Annotated in this window: 15 protein-coding genes; 12 read left to right on the top strand and 3 right to left on the bottom strand. The window is 37.4% G+C overall.

Annotated elements, in window-relative coordinates; translation table 11 throughout:
* Positions 1–143: 143 nt before the first annotated feature.
* Both BLS38_RS05095 and BLS38_RS05090 read left to right on the top strand, forming a co-directional pair.
* Complete coding sequence (locus tag BLS38_RS05095) at positions 144–737, top strand: LysE family translocator (RefSeq protein ID WP_092747673.1); 594 nt, start codon at positions 144–146, stop codon at positions 735–737.
* Positions 738–815: 78 nt separating this feature from the next.
* Positions 816–1,583, top strand: coding sequence for an alpha/beta hydrolase (locus BLS38_RS05090; protein ID WP_092747346.1), 768 nt, complete (start codon positions 816–818; stop codon positions 1,581–1,583).
* Between the two features lie 49 nt (positions 1,584–1,632).
* On the opposite strand, the gene qhpR is transcribed toward BLS38_RS05090, so the two are convergent.
* The gene (qhpR, locus tag BLS38_RS05085; protein ID WP_092747344.1) at positions 1,633–2,673 is read right to left on the bottom strand and encodes an AraC-like transcriptional regulator QhpR; all 1,041 of its coding nucleotides are present in this window, start codon (positions 2,671–2,673) and stop codon (positions 1,633–1,635) included.
* Between the two features lie 70 nt (positions 2,674–2,743).
* Positions 2,744–3,748 carry a phosphotransferase enzyme family protein gene (locus BLS38_RS05080; RefSeq protein ID WP_092747342.1) on the bottom strand — a complete coding sequence of 335 codons (1,005 nt, stop codon included), beginning with the start codon at positions 3,746–3,748 and terminating at the stop codon, positions 2,744–2,746.
* Between the two features lie 195 nt (positions 3,749–3,943).
* On the opposite strand from BLS38_RS05080, the gene eat reads away from it, so the two are divergent.
* On the top strand, positions 3,944–5,299 hold the full coding sequence (eat, locus tag BLS38_RS05075) for an ethanolamine permease (protein ID WP_092747340.1): 1,356 nt from the start codon (positions 3,944–3,946) through the stop codon (positions 5,297–5,299).
* A gap of 56 nt (positions 5,300–5,355) precedes the next feature.
* On the opposite strand, the gene BLS38_RS05070 is transcribed toward eat, so the two are convergent.
* A complete protein-coding gene (locus tag BLS38_RS05070) occupies positions 5,356–6,126 on the bottom strand; it encodes a DUF481 domain-containing protein (RefSeq protein ID WP_092747338.1) in 771 nt (256 codons plus the stop codon).
* Positions 6,127–6,393: 267 nt separating this feature from the next.
* On the opposite strand from BLS38_RS05070, the gene BLS38_RS05065 reads away from it, so the two are divergent.
* From BLS38_RS05065 to BLS38_RS05025, 9 genes are all read left to right on the top strand, one after another.
* The gene (locus tag BLS38_RS05065) at positions 6,394–7,416 is read left to right on the top strand and encodes a patatin-like phospholipase family protein (RefSeq protein WP_092747671.1); all 1,023 of its coding nucleotides are present in this window, start codon (positions 6,394–6,396) and stop codon (positions 7,414–7,416) included.
* A gap of 88 nt (positions 7,417–7,504) precedes the next feature.
* Complete coding sequence (locus BLS38_RS05060) at positions 7,505–8,023, top strand: acyl-CoA thioesterase (protein WP_092747336.1); 519 nt, start codon at positions 7,505–7,507, stop codon at positions 8,021–8,023.
* A gap of 410 nt (positions 8,024–8,433) precedes the next feature.
* The gene (gene pgaB / locus BLS38_RS05055) at positions 8,434–10,434 is read left to right on the top strand and encodes a poly-beta-1,6-N-acetyl-D-glucosamine N-deacetylase PgaB (protein WP_092747334.1); all 2,001 of its coding nucleotides are present in this window, start codon (positions 8,434–8,436) and stop codon (positions 10,432–10,434) included.
* Between the two features lie 14 nt (positions 10,435–10,448).
* A complete protein-coding gene (pgaC, locus tag BLS38_RS05050) occupies positions 10,449–11,720 on the top strand; it encodes a poly-beta-1,6-N-acetyl-D-glucosamine synthase (RefSeq protein WP_092747332.1) in 1,272 nt (423 codons plus the stop codon).
* Between the two features lie 12 nt (positions 11,721–11,732).
* Entirely contained in the window at positions 11,733–12,146 is a 414-nt protein-coding gene (pgaD, locus tag BLS38_RS05045; RefSeq protein WP_092747330.1) for a poly-beta-1,6-N-acetyl-D-glucosamine biosynthesis protein PgaD, read from the top strand.
* A 94-nt stretch (positions 12,147–12,240) separates the two neighbouring features.
* A complete protein-coding gene (locus tag BLS38_RS05040) occupies positions 12,241–13,383 on the top strand; it encodes an acyltransferase family protein (RefSeq protein ID WP_092747328.1) in 1,143 nt (380 codons plus the stop codon).
* Positions 13,384–13,395: 12 nt separating this feature from the next.
* Positions 13,396–13,974: a nicotinamide riboside transporter PnuC gene (gene pnuC, locus BLS38_RS05035; RefSeq protein ID WP_092747326.1), complete on the top strand. Its 579-nt coding sequence runs from the start codon at positions 13,396–13,398 to the stop codon at positions 13,972–13,974.
* Between the two features lie 46 nt (positions 13,975–14,020).
* Positions 14,021–14,722: a DUF421 domain-containing protein gene (locus BLS38_RS05030; protein WP_092747323.1), complete on the top strand. Its 702-nt coding sequence runs from the start codon at positions 14,021–14,023 to the stop codon at positions 14,720–14,722.
* Between the two features lie 80 nt (positions 14,723–14,802).
* Positions 14,803–15,435, top strand: a complete 633-nt coding sequence (locus BLS38_RS05025) for a hypothetical protein (protein WP_092747669.1) — start codon at positions 14,803–14,805, stop codon at positions 15,433–15,435.
* Positions 15,436–15,454: the final 19 nt, after the last annotated feature.

The following is a 15,454-nucleotide window of genomic DNA, read 5'->3' as shown; positions in this document are numbered from 1 at the left end:
GTCTAAGTATCTGTTTTTAATTTATATTTTAAGATTTTGGTTGTTTGTGTGAGTTTTTCTATATATTTACTTACATTTGTTTTCTCGACAAACATAAGGCACTCGGTGATTAATAAGCCTATTCTTAAAAGTCGTAGGTGATGATGATGACATGGTTATTTATAGGTTTAGTAATCACCATTTTATTAACACCTGGCCCAACCAATACACTGTTGGCGTCTGCAGGTATTCACAGTGGTTTTAGAAAGTCAGTACAATTAGTACCTGCTGAAGCCATTGGTTATTTTTTATCTATTTCTATTTGGGGAGTAATCATTGAGTCGGTATCAAGTACTGTGCCATGGTTACCCGCGGTACTAAAACTGATCAGTGCGAGTTATATTTTTTACTTGGCTGTGAAGTTATGGAGAACATCAAATGTTGCTACTGATTTAAATCAGCCTGCAATTACAGCCAAAGCACTGTTTGCTGCAACATTATTAAACCCGAAAGGTCTATTGTTTGCTTCGGCAATTTTTCCACACGACGCGTGGAGTAATTTGTCTGCATATGCATTACATATTTCAGTGTTTTTATCACTCATTGTACCTATTGCTTGTTTTTGGATTTCTATTGGTTCTGTACTAGTGTCTAACCGTGTCTCATGGTTAAACCAGTGTAATTTACAGCGTACTGCATCTATTGTACTGATGAGTTTTTCATTACCTCTAAGTTACTCTGCAATTACTTCAATTTAATATATGAAAACCATAAGTATTATATTTATGGTTTTTTTTGCTTTTAAATAATAAAAATAATCGTGTTAGGTCGTGGGTATGACAAAAAACAAAGACATCATTGTATTAATTCATGGCACATGGGCTTCTGGACAAAGTTGGTCTGATTGTAAAGCCTTATTGTTAGACGCTGGGTTTGATGTGTATTGTCCTCACTTACGTTACCATGATTTACCTTTTCAAGAGGGCTTGAACGCTGTTGCGAGTGTGAGTCTGACAGATTATGTTAGAGATATTGAACAGTTACTTTTCGAGATAAATCAGCCTGTATGGTTGGTTGGACACTCATTGGGTGGACTTATTGCTCAGCTTGTAGCAACAAAAAATCCTGCATATTGTAAAGGGTTGATTCTTTTGGGCCCCGCACCAATGGCTGGGATATTTTCGCTTTATCCCACGATGTTTTTAGCATTTTATAAGCATTTTTTACAGTGGGGGTTTTGGAAAAAACCAGTATTACCCAATAAAGATGTATTGGCAAAATATTGTATGAATCGACAAAGTGTAGATGTACAAAATGCGGTGTATTCGCATTTGGTTGCAGACTCTGGTCGAGCTTATACTGAAATGGTATTTTGGTTTTTAGATTCAAATCACGCATCTACAGTGAATACTCACGGTTTTAAAGCGCCTGTCTTAGTGGTGAGTGGTACAGAAGATAAAGTGGTTGTCTCTAATATTGCAAAAGCAACTGCTAAACGTTATACAAACGCGCGTTATATTTTAATGCAAGGGGCAGATCATAGTTATGCAACGGGGCGTTATTTATCTCAAACTGTAGAGCATATATTGGATTGGATTCAATAACATAAAAATTCATAGTGTTTCATATCATACTTAAAGCCTTGTCGTTGTATTAGTGTCGCCACTGACGTGGTGTAATACCAAACCAGCGTTTAAATGCCCTAGAAAAAGCACTGACCTCAGAGTAGCCTAATAAAAATGCCATTTCAGAAATAGACATATGATTTTGCTTCATATAGTGCTCGGCGACTTCACAACGAACGTGATCTACCAATGCAGAAAAAGTTGTTCCATAACTTTTAAGTTTGCGTGTGAGGCAAGTACTCGACATATTTAGCTCTTGTGCAGTACGCTCAAGTTGAGGCTCTCCTTGGCTAAAGGATAAATAAATGAATGAGCGGACTTGGTCTGTCAGTTGTTGTTGTGAGGGTTGAGTATTGAGTAGGCGTAGCGTGTCTTGTATCACGGTGAGTAAAATAGGATCACTCTCAGGCATGCATACAGATGTGTCTGTTTTACTGATTAATATAGAATTATATGGCTGATCAAAATATACGGGTGCATTAAACAATTTACTGTGTTCTTGGCATTCTGCTGGGCGAGTATGCTCAAAGTGAATGGCTCTAGGGGCATAGTGCTGACCTAAAACACTGCGAATAACATTCATAAACATACCCATCGTCAGTTCAGCATCTTGGCGCCGTGCTAAAATTGCGCCGTGCTGTACTTGGTAGTCTAAACGCCAGTGATCAGGTTGTTCGATTAAACGAGTAAGGGTGTCTTTTTGGTGCAAGTGAAAATAGCTCGTCATGTTTTTTAGTGCGTGTTCGAGTGTTGGCGAGCATAGTGCAATGTAGCCAATTAAACCAAGTGCTTTGGGTTTAAATTGTTGTCCGTAGTACAGCCCAAAGTTATCGCAGCCCGATAAATTTGCGGCTTGCTCTAAAACTTGGCAGTAATTTGGCAGTTGTAAGCTGAGTGTCGGGCTTTCAAGAAGTTGGGTGTTGATGCCACTGACGTGAAATACATGTGCGACATCTGCCCCTTTTTCTAAAATAAAGTCACTTAAACCTGTAGCCGCTGCAGATAAAACACCTTGGTTGCCCGTAGGTTGAAATAACTGAGTGGTTTGGCGAAGATATGGTGTGTCCATCTTTATTCTTGCTTCATTTGTTTTCTATAAATGAAGCAAGATATGTACCAATATGATGATTGTATGACAGCTAAATACCCACAGGAAGTTGGTTGTTGAGGTACTTTTTACATAACCTAATCGTGTGGTGAGCCCAATCTGTACCTAAACTATACGCCATATCTGTAGTGGCATGTGAACCAATCCAAGCCAGCATTTGTATACGACGTTGCATAATAAATGCAGGAATGCGTGCATATTCTTCATTGCTAATATGAGCATTTTTCTCATAGCCATTGACCCATTGTTCTACCCATTGTTCGGCAGGTTGGTGGTGTTCGTTAAAGCTTATTGCTGCTGCAAGATCGTGCATAAACCAACCCATACCACAGTCATCGAAGTCAATGACGCCAATTTTTCCTTGTTGTAATAGTAAATTGGTTAGCCTTAAGTCGGCATGGATTAAACCGTAATATTCTGTTGTTTGCCCAAGTTGTTGCATTGAGCCGTCAATCTGATGAATTGCTTCATCAATCACTTGATGATCACTGGTTTTTAAATAGGGTGCATTACGCCAATCGCCCCAATGACTATTGGCACTGACCATGGTGTCATGATTCCAGATAATTCGTTGAAAATGATCGGGCTTTTGCCATTTTTTACTATGTTTGTGTAATCTTGCAGTAATTTCTCCGAGTTGTTTAAATGCAATAGGGTTAACCTCTGTGGTTGGCATATCACCATTAATCCATTTAAACAATACAGCATAGCGAACGCTTCTATCACTGCTTGGTAACGTAAGTACATATTCATTGTTTTGACTCAATATCGCTTCAGGCACAGACATTCCATCTTCCTGAAGTGCTTGTAACCAATGTAACTCACTCAAAATGTCTTGTTTGCTATGGTAGTGAGGGCGGTGAATGCGTAGTGCAAATTTTTCTTGTGAGGTAGACACCATAAATGTGGCATTTTCGGACTGGCACAACAACTTGACCTGTGCATTTTTTGTTTGTGAATAGTGGTTTGAGGCATCTAACGCAATACGTTGTAGTTCATCTATGCTGAGGTATTCATTTTGTTCGACGTATGACATGTTGGTATTCTCGACTGCATGAGATTAATCTTTAAATTAAGCCTATACCAAATGAAATTTGCTTGACTTGACATTAGCTCACTTTATGTTGCGTTTTAAAGTCAAGTTTTTCTAAAGCACGTGGCGCATGATCATTTTTATTCGGGGTGTGATATTAAAAAAATCATGTGTTTTCGCTAATAAAAGGAGCGTGCAATGACAGAAAAATTAAAACCTACATTGGGTGTGTTTCACTTATGGGGGATTGCAGTTGGGCTTGTAATCTCTGGTGAATATTTTGGTTGGAGCTATGGGTGGGGTGTGGCTGGTACGTTGGGGTTCTTAGTCACAACGTTGATTATTGCCACGATGTATACTTGTTTTATCTTTAGTTTTACTGAGCTTACAACGGCAATACCTCATGCGGGCGGGCCATTTTCTTATAGTCGTAAAGCCTTTGGCGATACTGGTGGTTTTATTGCAGGTATTGCAACGCTGATTGAGTTTGTATTTGCTCCACCTGCGATTGCAATGGCGATTGGTGCATATTTAAATGTTCAATTTCCAGATCTTAACCCTAAATACGCTGCTGTTGGGGCTTATGTTGTATTTATGGGATTGAATATTGTTGGGGTGAAAATTGCTGCAACATTTGAGTTGGTTGTAACAGTTTTAGCGGTGATTGAGCTTTTAGTCTTTGTAGGTGTGGTTCAGCCAAGCTTTAGTTTTTCTAATTTCACACTCAATGGCTGGGCAGGGGCTGATCATTTTAGTTTACCTGCTATTTCTGGTATTTTTGCAGCGATACCGTTTGCAATTTGGTTTTTCTTGGCTATAGAAGGTGTTGCAATGGCGGCAGAAGAGGCGAAAGACCCTAAGAAAACCATTCCAAGAGCTTATATTAGCGGTATTTTAACTTTAGTCATTTTGGCCTTTTTAGTGATGTTATTTGCAGGTGGTGTAGGCGATTGGACGAAACTTTCTAATATTAATGATCCATTACCACAAGCAATGAAAGCAGTTGTTGGACATAACTCGGCATGGATGCACATGCTGGTATGGATTGGTTTATTTGGTTTGGTTGCAAGTTTTCATGGCATTATTTTAGGCTACTCACGACAAATTTTTGCTTTAGGGCGAGCTGGGTTTTTACCTGCCGGTTTAGCGAAACTCTCTCGTTTTCAAACACCGCACCGTGCCATTATTGCAGGCGGTATTGTAGGTATATTGGCTATTTTTAGTGATAGTGTTATTCAGGTTCAGGGTATGAGCCTAACTGCAGCGATTGTGACTATGGCCTGTTTCGGCGCATTGCTCATGTATATTATGAGTATGCTGAGTTTGTTTAAATTACGCCGTAGTGCTCCAAATTTAGAGCGTTCTTTTAAAGCGCCTGGTTATCCTGTTATTCCTGCAATTGCGCTTGTTATTTCTATAGTTTGTTTTGTGTCTATGTTTTATTTTAATCCAACCATTGGTGCTGTATTTATTGGGTTTTTGGTTCTTGGGTATATTTACTTTTTGCTCACTCATCGTCAACGTGAAAATAGTTTGGAACGTACAAACCCATAGTTAAAATAAAAAAAAGCGGTGTAAATTAATTACACCGCTTTTTTTAAATAGTCATTTTAGTACTTATAAGTAACACCTAAAGACAATAGCGAGTCACGGCTGTTGCCAAGGTCAGCTTGAATGTCTTTAATGTTATAGCTTGCAGATGCAGAAAAGTGAGTGGTCAGGTCAGTGATCAGTGCTGTTCTAGAACGGAAAGTTTTAGAGTCTTGGCCATATTCGTAGCCTAAATCTTGGTTGAAGCGTACAGTAGGTGTGATTTTGTACTCATAAAAAGCAGCTAAAGTACCAATCAATTCATTTGTAGTATCTTTTGGCTCTACTTTTTCTTTACTAAAACGATAACCTAAACCTGCTTCAGCAGATAAAGATTGTTTTTCATCTTTTAAAATATTAATACCTACACCGCCAGTAGCACTAAGTTGGTAGTCAAATGCGCTGCTTAAATCTTTTTCAGCAGTCAGCTTACCAAATTGATAGATTGTACTTGAACTACTATGCGAAACTTTTCCAGACAGGAGGTAGCGCTCAATGTTATTTGATGAGTTATTATCATTTGTACTTAGCGCTGTGGCTAAGACTTCTTGGCCCCAAATACCTGATTGACGTTGAAATAAAATACGTCCAGTTAAATTAGATTTGTCTGATTTACTACCATCGGTTGATTTCGTATTGTTAAGTAAGTAGCCAACATCACCTTCTAAGCGAAATGGTTTATTTTCATCTACTTTAATTGAGCCTAAACTTGTTCTAGAGGGCCCTAAGTCAGCAGCAAAAGTGCTTCCTGTAATGGCTGTTAGTAAGCCTAGAGTGATTATTTTATACATAGTATGTTCTCTTATGATTGTGTAAATTTAATTAAGTAATAAGATTTAGTCATTTTATATACCCAACATAAGATATAACGTTGGTATCTTTAAGAATATAAAAGTACACACAAGAGATACATTTTTATTGAAATTGTAGTTTTTTTTAAGTGAATTGGTTGTATTTTTAGCAATATAGTGCACATAATTTTATTAAAGAAAATAAAAAAATCTTTTACAAAGACGTACACTATGCATATGTTGAAACCAAGTGCATCACGATTGTCTATGAAAACACGTTCTTTAATTCTACTCACAATTATTTATACTTTTTGTGTACATGTGCACGCGCAAGAATCAACGCCGATTGCATTAAATGTCATGCCTCCTTTTTTGTATGCGCAAGAAAAATTAAACTTAAATCAGTTTCAGCAACTAAAACAGCAACTACAGCGTCCGATTGTGGCCTTGGTTTTAGGCAGTGGTGGTGCAAGAGGGTATGCTCATATTGGTGTATTACAAGCATTAGAACAACAAAGCTTAAAACCAGATCTAATTGTTGGGACCAGTGCCGGCAGCGTGGTTGGAGCACTTTATGCCAGTGGTAAAACTGCCGCAGAAATTACACAAATTGCTTTAAATATGAAAGTAAACGATGTACGTGAAATTACCTTAACGCGTAAAGGTTTTTTAGATGGTGAAAAAGTTGCTACTTTTGTCAATAAAAATGTTGAAAATAGACCATTGCAAGAAATGAAAATTCCATTCTTTGTTGTTGCAACAGATTTGAAAACAGGTCAGAAAAAAGTATTTAACTATGGTAATACAGGGCAAGCAATTCAGGCATCAACAGCGATTCCGAGCATGTTTATTCCTGCTAAAATTGCAGGACATGAATATGTAGATGGTGGCTTAGTCAGTCCAGTGCCTGTAGATGTTGCACGGCAATTGGGTGCAGATATTGTGATTGCTGTAGATATTTTGCAACCACCGCAGTATACCGAAACAACCAATATGTGGGGACTATTTAATCAAAATATTAATATTATGCAGCAACGACTTTCACAAGTAGAGTTAAAATCTGCAGACGTGGTTATTCGTCCAGATATTCGTGAAAAAGCCCATATTTTTGATGTAAAAGAGCGAGAAACAGCATTGCAAGCAGGTTTTGTTGCAACACAAATGCAAATGCCTGCTATTCAGCAAGCAATTACTCTAAAAGCGCATCAGTTTATACCCGCGGCACCACACTTAGTGCTAGAACATATCCCTTCTGTATTTATTAATCACAGTGACTCATCACAACAATGATGTGTAATTATGTAGAATGAACGGTGAATTATAAGAATGAAATCGTATATAATTTTGTAATAAATCATGTTTTATGTTGGATTTTATTATGCCTGCTTCAGACCAATCCGCTGTACAACCCTCAGATGAGCAGTCTGAATTAACAATGACTGTATTAATGACACCTGATATGGCTAACTTTTCGGGTAATGTACATGGTGGTACTATTTTAAAACTACTAGACCAAGTCGCATATGCCTGTGCAAGTCGTTATTCGGGTAGTTATGTTGTGACATTGTCGGTTGATCAGGTCACATTTAAAGAGCCGATTCATGTGGGTGAATTGGTGACATTTTACGCCTCAATTAACCATGTTGGACGCACATCTATGGAAGTTGGGGTAAGAGTAGAAGCACAGGATATTCGTAAAAGAACTCAACGCCATACCAACAGTTGCTACTTCACTATGGTTGCTGTAGACGAACATGGGAAACCTCAGCCCGTACCCAAGCTAAATCTAGACACAGAATGGAAACGCTGTCACTTCGAAGCAGCTGAACAAAGAAAATCTTTTCGTCTGCAACAGCATGAAAAATTATCTTGTGATATATATAAAGCCAAAAAATAAGTATTGAAGGTGATCTCTTTAAGGCGAAACGACAGAAATTCGCCATAAATTGTTCACTTTTATTTATACAAATGTTGTCTTTGATATTATGAAATATTGTGCGAAAATATCATAGGAATAAAAAGAGATACTTAATTTTATTGTAATATATTTATAATTTAATTAAGTCTTTGATTCGGCTGTAATTATATATTTAGAGTCTCTTTTGTGAACATTTAACCCAAGCTCTACAGCTGATCAGGCGATGGCTTGGGTGGTTATGGCATCTTTTAAGCTGAAATTCAGTTTAACTTTTGACAATATATTTATCAAAAGTGAGTCAAGCATCACATAGTATTGACTGTTGAGCATTAAAAAGTCAGTTGTGAGTGCTGTCAGCCAATCATGTAAAATTTATAAGCGGAAAAAATATGTTTAATCGTTTTCTAGGTTCAGTACTTGTAAGCTGCCTGAGTCTGGCAAGTATTGCTATGACCTCATCTGTGTATGCGGCAACAAAGCCTCATATTAAACCCACAACTTTAACTGTGATTGGGTATCATGAAGTCACTAACCAAGCAAACGATGCACTCATTCCATTTTACGCAGTCACTACCCAAAATTTTGAAGCACAAGTAAGATGGTTGCAGAAAAATGGTTTTCATTTTATTTCCGTCACACAGCTTTTAAGAGCACATGATGGTAAAGAAATCTTGCCTGAAAAGCCTGTATTACTTACAGTTGATGACGGGTACGAATCTTTTTATAGCAATATTTATCCATTTGTAAAAGAAAATAAAATTCCAATTGTACTTGCAATTGTTGGATCATGGGTAAATACGCCAAGTACAACAGAAGTACAATTTGGTGATGATAAAATTGCACGTAATAAAATTTTAACTTGGTCACAAATCAAAGAAATGAGTGACAGTGGTTATGTTGAAATTGCAAGCCATAGCTTTAACTTGCATCATGGTATTTTAGGTAATCCACAGGGTAATTCTGAACCTGCGGCGACAACACGCTTATATGATCCAAAAACCAAAAAATATGAAGGTGATGGTGCATATAACAAACGTATCTATGATGACCTGAAAAAAAATAATGACATGATAAAAGCCAATGGCATACCTGTACCACGTGTGATGGTATGGCCATATGGACGTTACAATTTAGAAACTGTGCGGATTGCGAAACATCTAGGTATGCCAATTACCATTACGTTAGATGATGGCCCCGCTTATTTGAAAAAGTCGTTAGGTGCTTTGAATCGTATTTTGGTTGAACACGACATGAGTTTAGATGACTTGGGTCGAGAGATCGAAAATAGAGAGAAAAATTTAGGGGATAATGCATATCCACAAAAAATTATGCATGTAGATTTAGACTATATTTATGATAAAGATCAAGCACAAGAAGAGCGTAATTTAGGAAACCTGCTTGACCGTATTCAAAAAATGAACGTCAACACTGTTTACTTACAAGCATTTTCTGACCCAGATGCGAATGGTTCTGCGGACATGGTGTATTTCCCAAACCGTTATATACCTGTGCGCCAAGACTTATTTAACCGTGTGGCATGGCAAATTGCATCACGTACACAAGTACAGCGTGTCTATGCGTGGATGCCACTATTGGCATGGGAGTTACCGAAAAGTAACCCTGTGTCTAAAGATTTAGTCGTGACACAACAACCGAAAAAAAGTGACCATTTAAATATGGGTTACATTCGTTTAACGCCGTTTTCTGCGCCAGCACGTAAAGTGATTGAAGGGATTTATCAAGATTTAGGTAAGTCAGCAACCTTTGATGGTATTTTGTTCCATGACGATGCAACATTATCTGACTACGAAGATGCAAGTCCACAAGCGTTGCAAGCTTATGCAAAAGCAGGGCTTTCTACAGATCTTGAAGCGGTAAGAAACAATGAGCAAAGTTTGCAAAAATGGACCTCATTTAAAACCAAATATCTTGATAACTTTGCATTGCAACTTGCAGCCGAAGTGAGACAGTACCAACCTGCACTGCATACTGCACGCAATATGTATGCACAAGTTGTGCTGAATCCAAATGCAGAAACATGGTATTCACAGTCTTTAGAGCAATCGTTAAGTCGTTATGATTTTACTGCAATTATGGCAATGCCTTACATGGAACAAGCCAAAGATAAAGATAAGTTTTATGCAGATATTATTAATCGTGTAAAGCAGTATCCAAATGGACTCAATAAAGCGGTTATTGAACTGCAAGCAGTTGACTGGAGAAAAAATAGTAAGCCAATTGGGTCACAAGAATTAGCAAATACGATAAAGTCTTTGTACAAACAAGGTGCCATGCATGTGGGATACTATCCAGATGATCCAATTAAAGGGCTTCCAGATACCACTTTAATACGTAAAGCATTTGATACTAAAGTGAGCCGCGAGCCTTAGGAGGCGTAGACCATATGTCAGCATTACAGCATTTTTGGCAGTCTGCGTTGCAGTTTGTTTTTTATTATCCATTATTTATGTCTTATTTGTGGATGATTGGTGCGATCATTTTTTACTTGAAAGAGCGAAAAGACCCACCATATACACAGCCAAGACCATTAACTGAATACCCTAAAGTTGCAGTACTTGTCCCGTGTTTTAATGAAAGTGATAATGCTGAAGAAACAATTAGTCATGCATTGGGCTTGCAGTACCCAGACTTTGAAGTGATTGCAATTAATGATGGTAGTTCTGACAATACTGCTGAAGTCTTAGATGCACTTGCGTTGAAATACGATAAACTTAGAGTGGTACATCTTGCACAAAACCAAGGTAAAGCGATGGCTCTACAGGCTGGAAGTTTACTAACCGATGCAGAGTTTTTGTTAGGTATAGATGGTGATGCATTACTTGACCCACACGCTGCAACATGGATGATGCGCCACTTTTTAGCAAATCCGACAGTGGCTGCAGTGACGGGTAATCCTAGAATTCGTACTCGATCTACCTTGTTAGGTCGAATACAAGTTGGTGAGTTCTCATCAATTGTTGGCATGATTAAGCGAGCACAGCGCGTATTTGGTCGCTTATTTACAGTATCTGGCGTGATTACAGCATTTCGTAAAAGTGCTGTACATGAAGTGGGGTATTGGTCTCCAGACATGCTTACTGAAGACATTGACATTACGTGGAAGTTGCAAAGAGCAGGTTGGGACGTACAGTTTGAACCCAATGCATTGGTTTGGATATTAATGCCTGAAACACTCAAGGGTTTATACAAACAGCGATTACGCTGGGCCATGGGTGGAGCACAGGTTTTAATTAAAAACTTTGATGTAATGTTCAGGCCAAGTTTAAATTTTTTGTGGCCACTTATGATTGAGCTGTGTTTGACACTCATTTGGTCATATTTACTCCTTATTATGTCTATGATTTGGCTATTTAATCTATTTGTGCCAAATCATGTATTACCCGCAATGGGATCTCCATTTTTCCCTGACGGAATTGGTATTTTAATTGGTGCAACCTGCCTGTTCCAGTTTGTCATTAGTAAGTGGATGGATAGCCGTTACGAGCCGGGGCTATTTAAGAACTACTACTGGATGATTTGGTATCCATTTATATTTTGGCTCATTACCGTCACTGCAAGTATTATTGCTTTTCCGAAAGTACTGGCAAGACGAGGTGGCAAGCGAGCACGGTGGGTGAGCCCAGACCGTGGTATACGCTCAAAATCACAAGATTAAAGGTTTTTTCGTATGAGTACACAATCATTAATTATTGACTTACGTCAACAGTTACCATGGCATAGACGTTATGCCTCAACAACTACAACTGCTTTGCTTTGGGGTGTTTGGTTTTTGCTGTGGCGTCCAATTTTATTGCTTTTAACTGTCGTTTTATACAGTAAACCATACGGCGTGCATAAATTTTGGAATGCATTTTGGTTTGGATTGCAAGTCGACATGGTTTTGCTATTACTGTGTGCTGCTGTACTGTGTCTATGGTGTAAACTTATTCCATCACATACAGTAAAGCAGTCAAAACGTAAGACCACAGTGGACTATGCTCGTCATTTTGCACTGCCTGAGCAAGAAATTGTCACAGGTCGCAATCAAAAAATCACGACTGTTCACCACAATGAGCAAGGTCAAATTACTCGCGTTGATTAATTTTGACTGAATTGTGCTGAATTGTGGTTTTGCTTGCAAGCACACAGACTCAGAGACCTGCTTGCAAGCGCTTTAGATTTGATGACATATTGTTATGGCAAAACTCAATGCCGCAGAAAGTATTCGCGGCTTAGCCTGCGTGGCAGTCGTGCTTTCGCACCTTAGTTTAGGTTTTTACCCCTACTTACACCATTTTGCGCCTAAAGACAGCATACATGGTACTTGGAACTATACTTTACATCACTCACCATTTGCTTTTTTATATTCTGGTACAGCGGCTGTATTTGTATTTTTTGTGCTCAGTGGGTATATTCTGAGCTATGTGATTTTAAAGAATAAGAATCGGCCTAAAAAAATTTTAGAAATGGCTGTAAAACGTTATCCAAGATTAGCTATTCCAGCATTTTTGTCTTGCGTAATTATATGGCTTGTATTTTTATTTACAAATGTTGACAGCCATTTGGTCAGCGGTTGGTTACAAGCTTATGCACAAGAAGATATTCCTTTTACCCAAGCTGTTTATGAAGGGAGTATTGGTGCCTTTTTATTTGCACAAAGTGCAACAAATTGGGTCTTATGGACTATGCAAATTGAGTTTTTAGGCTCATTATTTTTATTTATTCTATTACTCATTTACCATTATAAACCTGCACTTTTTTTATTGGCATCAGTGGCGTTATTAGTTCCATTTTTTTTCGTGGCCGAAGAAAATTTTTCTTTGGGCATGCTTAGCTTTGTCATTGGCTGTTATATTTACTTATATGCTCGACAGTTGCCTACACTTGTAGGAGTAAGCATACTTATATTGGGGCTATATTTAGCTGGGGTTCACAATAGTAGTCATGCGTATCACTGGCTCTACCATATTTTAGGATGGCGTACATATGAGTATGGTAATTTTATTGCAGGAATTTTAATAGTTTACAGTGTATTACTTACAACTAAAATTAGTGATGTCTTGGATCAGCCTATTTTAGTAGCTTTAGGTAAACTGTCATTTTCTATTTATTTATTACATATGGTGCTCATTTATTTGGTATGTATACCACTATTTAATCTCTTGATTCATTTGGGTTGGTTCTATGATGCATCAGTTGCTGTTGCAACTCTATTCTGCTTGATTGTATTGCTTGGAGTCGCCAAAATTTATAGCCGTTATGTAGATGACTTTGCTGTAAAATGTAGTAATGCTCTAGCAGATCGGCTCATTAAAAAGGAACGATCTGATTCAAAATAATGGATTAATCATATGTCTACTTTAGAAATTATTGCAGTTATCGTAAGTCTGATAGCAGTATCTTTAACGATTATTCGTCATACTTGGTGCTGGTATTTTAATATTGCAGCGAGCCTATTGTACGGTGATTTATTTTTTCAGTACCGCCTATATGGTGAAGTGCTTTTACAAATTATATTTGTAATTATGAGCATGTATGGCCTATGGGTGTGGTTTAAAAATAAACAGCACGATCATGATATTACTGTTGAGCCTTTAGCCATTAAAACATTAGTATTACAACTAATTCTAGCCGCTGTATTTGGTGTACTATTTGGTTGGGGTTTACACCAATTTACCAATGCTTCATTACCTATTTTAGATGCTCAGTTAGCATCTTTTAGTTTGTTAGCAACATATTGGACCAGTAAAAAACATATTGCAACATGGCCTTTGTGGGTTGTCGTCGATCTAATTTATGTAGCAATGTTTGTTTATAAAGGGCTTTTACTCACAGCAGGTTTATATGGCGCTTTTGTGGTCATGGCGATGTACGGTTGGTATATGTGGCAACAGGCCAAAACAAGACAACAACAACTTATACAGCTGTGACTTGCTAAGATATAAAAAAAATTAAATCTAAAAATAGGAGGTTGATATGCCCCATGATTTGTATGTCGTTGTTTTGATCAAACTCGTTATTTCTTTTTCGATACTCATTTCATATATGAGTTTTATCGGTAAAACACAGATAACACAATTCAATGCGATTGATTTTATTGGTAACTTTGTTTTTGGTGCAGTCGTTGGGGGGTCAATTTATAATATGGCCTTACCACTTACACAATTTACTATGCTATTGGTATTGAGTGTGCTTTTTATGTGGTTCTTAAACTATTTGTCAAGACGCTTTATTCCGTTTAGAAAAATTGCGGTAGGTGAGCCGATTGTGATTATCAGAAATGGTCGGTTTTTACTTAATGAAATAGAAAGAAAAAAAAGAAAAATAGATATTTTTCGTGTTCTATCACAATTGCATTGTATGGGCTTTCATTCTTTTAAAGACGTTTACTATGCAGAGATTCAAACAGATGGTTTAATTGCAGCGATTAAAGATACAGCGAATGCACCATCTGAAATTTTTATTCATAGAGGGGCTATTTTAGAAAGTGTCATTAAAGATTTTGATTTCAAAAAAGAACAACTAGAAAATGTACTCACAAGTAATAATATAGATATTAATAATATATTTATTGCAGAGTATTATGAATATAAACTATATATAACGTGTAATGATCAAAGTACAAAATCTATTCAGCTGAATTTGTCTGAAACAGATGATAGTAATAAAGGAGTTTGACTTAATATTAATAAATTCGTCGATTTATTAATACAGTCAAGTTTACTTGGCTTTAAGCACAACAGGTGTGAATATGTATGATAAATGATGCTATTAAAATACAGAATTTAAAGCAAGATATTCAGCTGCTTCGACAGGAATCTTGGCCACCAAAAAATCTTGCTGAAGTTGAAGGTTTGCCTATTTACTATGGAGAGCAGGCTGAAGTCGATGCATATTATCAGCAATGGTCGGCTGTCATTGAACGTGCTCAACACTTATGTCAGCCATTTTTACAAGACGAAAAGCTAAGTGCTATACATTTACCAAGTCACCTTAATTTACCACTGTTCTTTTTTTCGGTAGATCGTATTAGAATTAATAAAACCAGAGCAAAAGAATCTAAAACTTTTCGTAATGCACTGACGTTAATAGATAAGTGTGGACAATTTGATGATGCTCAGTTTCGTGCCATGAAAGCATGGATTGATCACGATGACACAGCAGCATTGGTTGCTCATCGTGAATTTATTGATCTTAGAACTTATATTTTCCAACACAACAAAAGTGATTATACACGCACCCGTTTTTATGTGAATGGCATTGTGCTTGGTGTTGGCTCTACATTTAAATTGATTGATGCTAGAGACAAACCAAGAAAACAACGAAGTGACAGTTATAAAGACCCTCTTGCAGATAATGGTACTTGGACGGTGTTTGGTAAATATCGGTAAATTTGGTCATCTTGAAGAA

Source organism: Acinetobacter boissieri, from assembly GCF_900096955.1.
In the GTDB taxonomy this organism is placed as follows: domain Bacteria; phylum Pseudomonadota; class Gammaproteobacteria; order Pseudomonadales; family Moraxellaceae; genus Acinetobacter; species Acinetobacter boissieri.
This window is presented reverse-complemented; position numbering and strand designations above follow the sequence as displayed.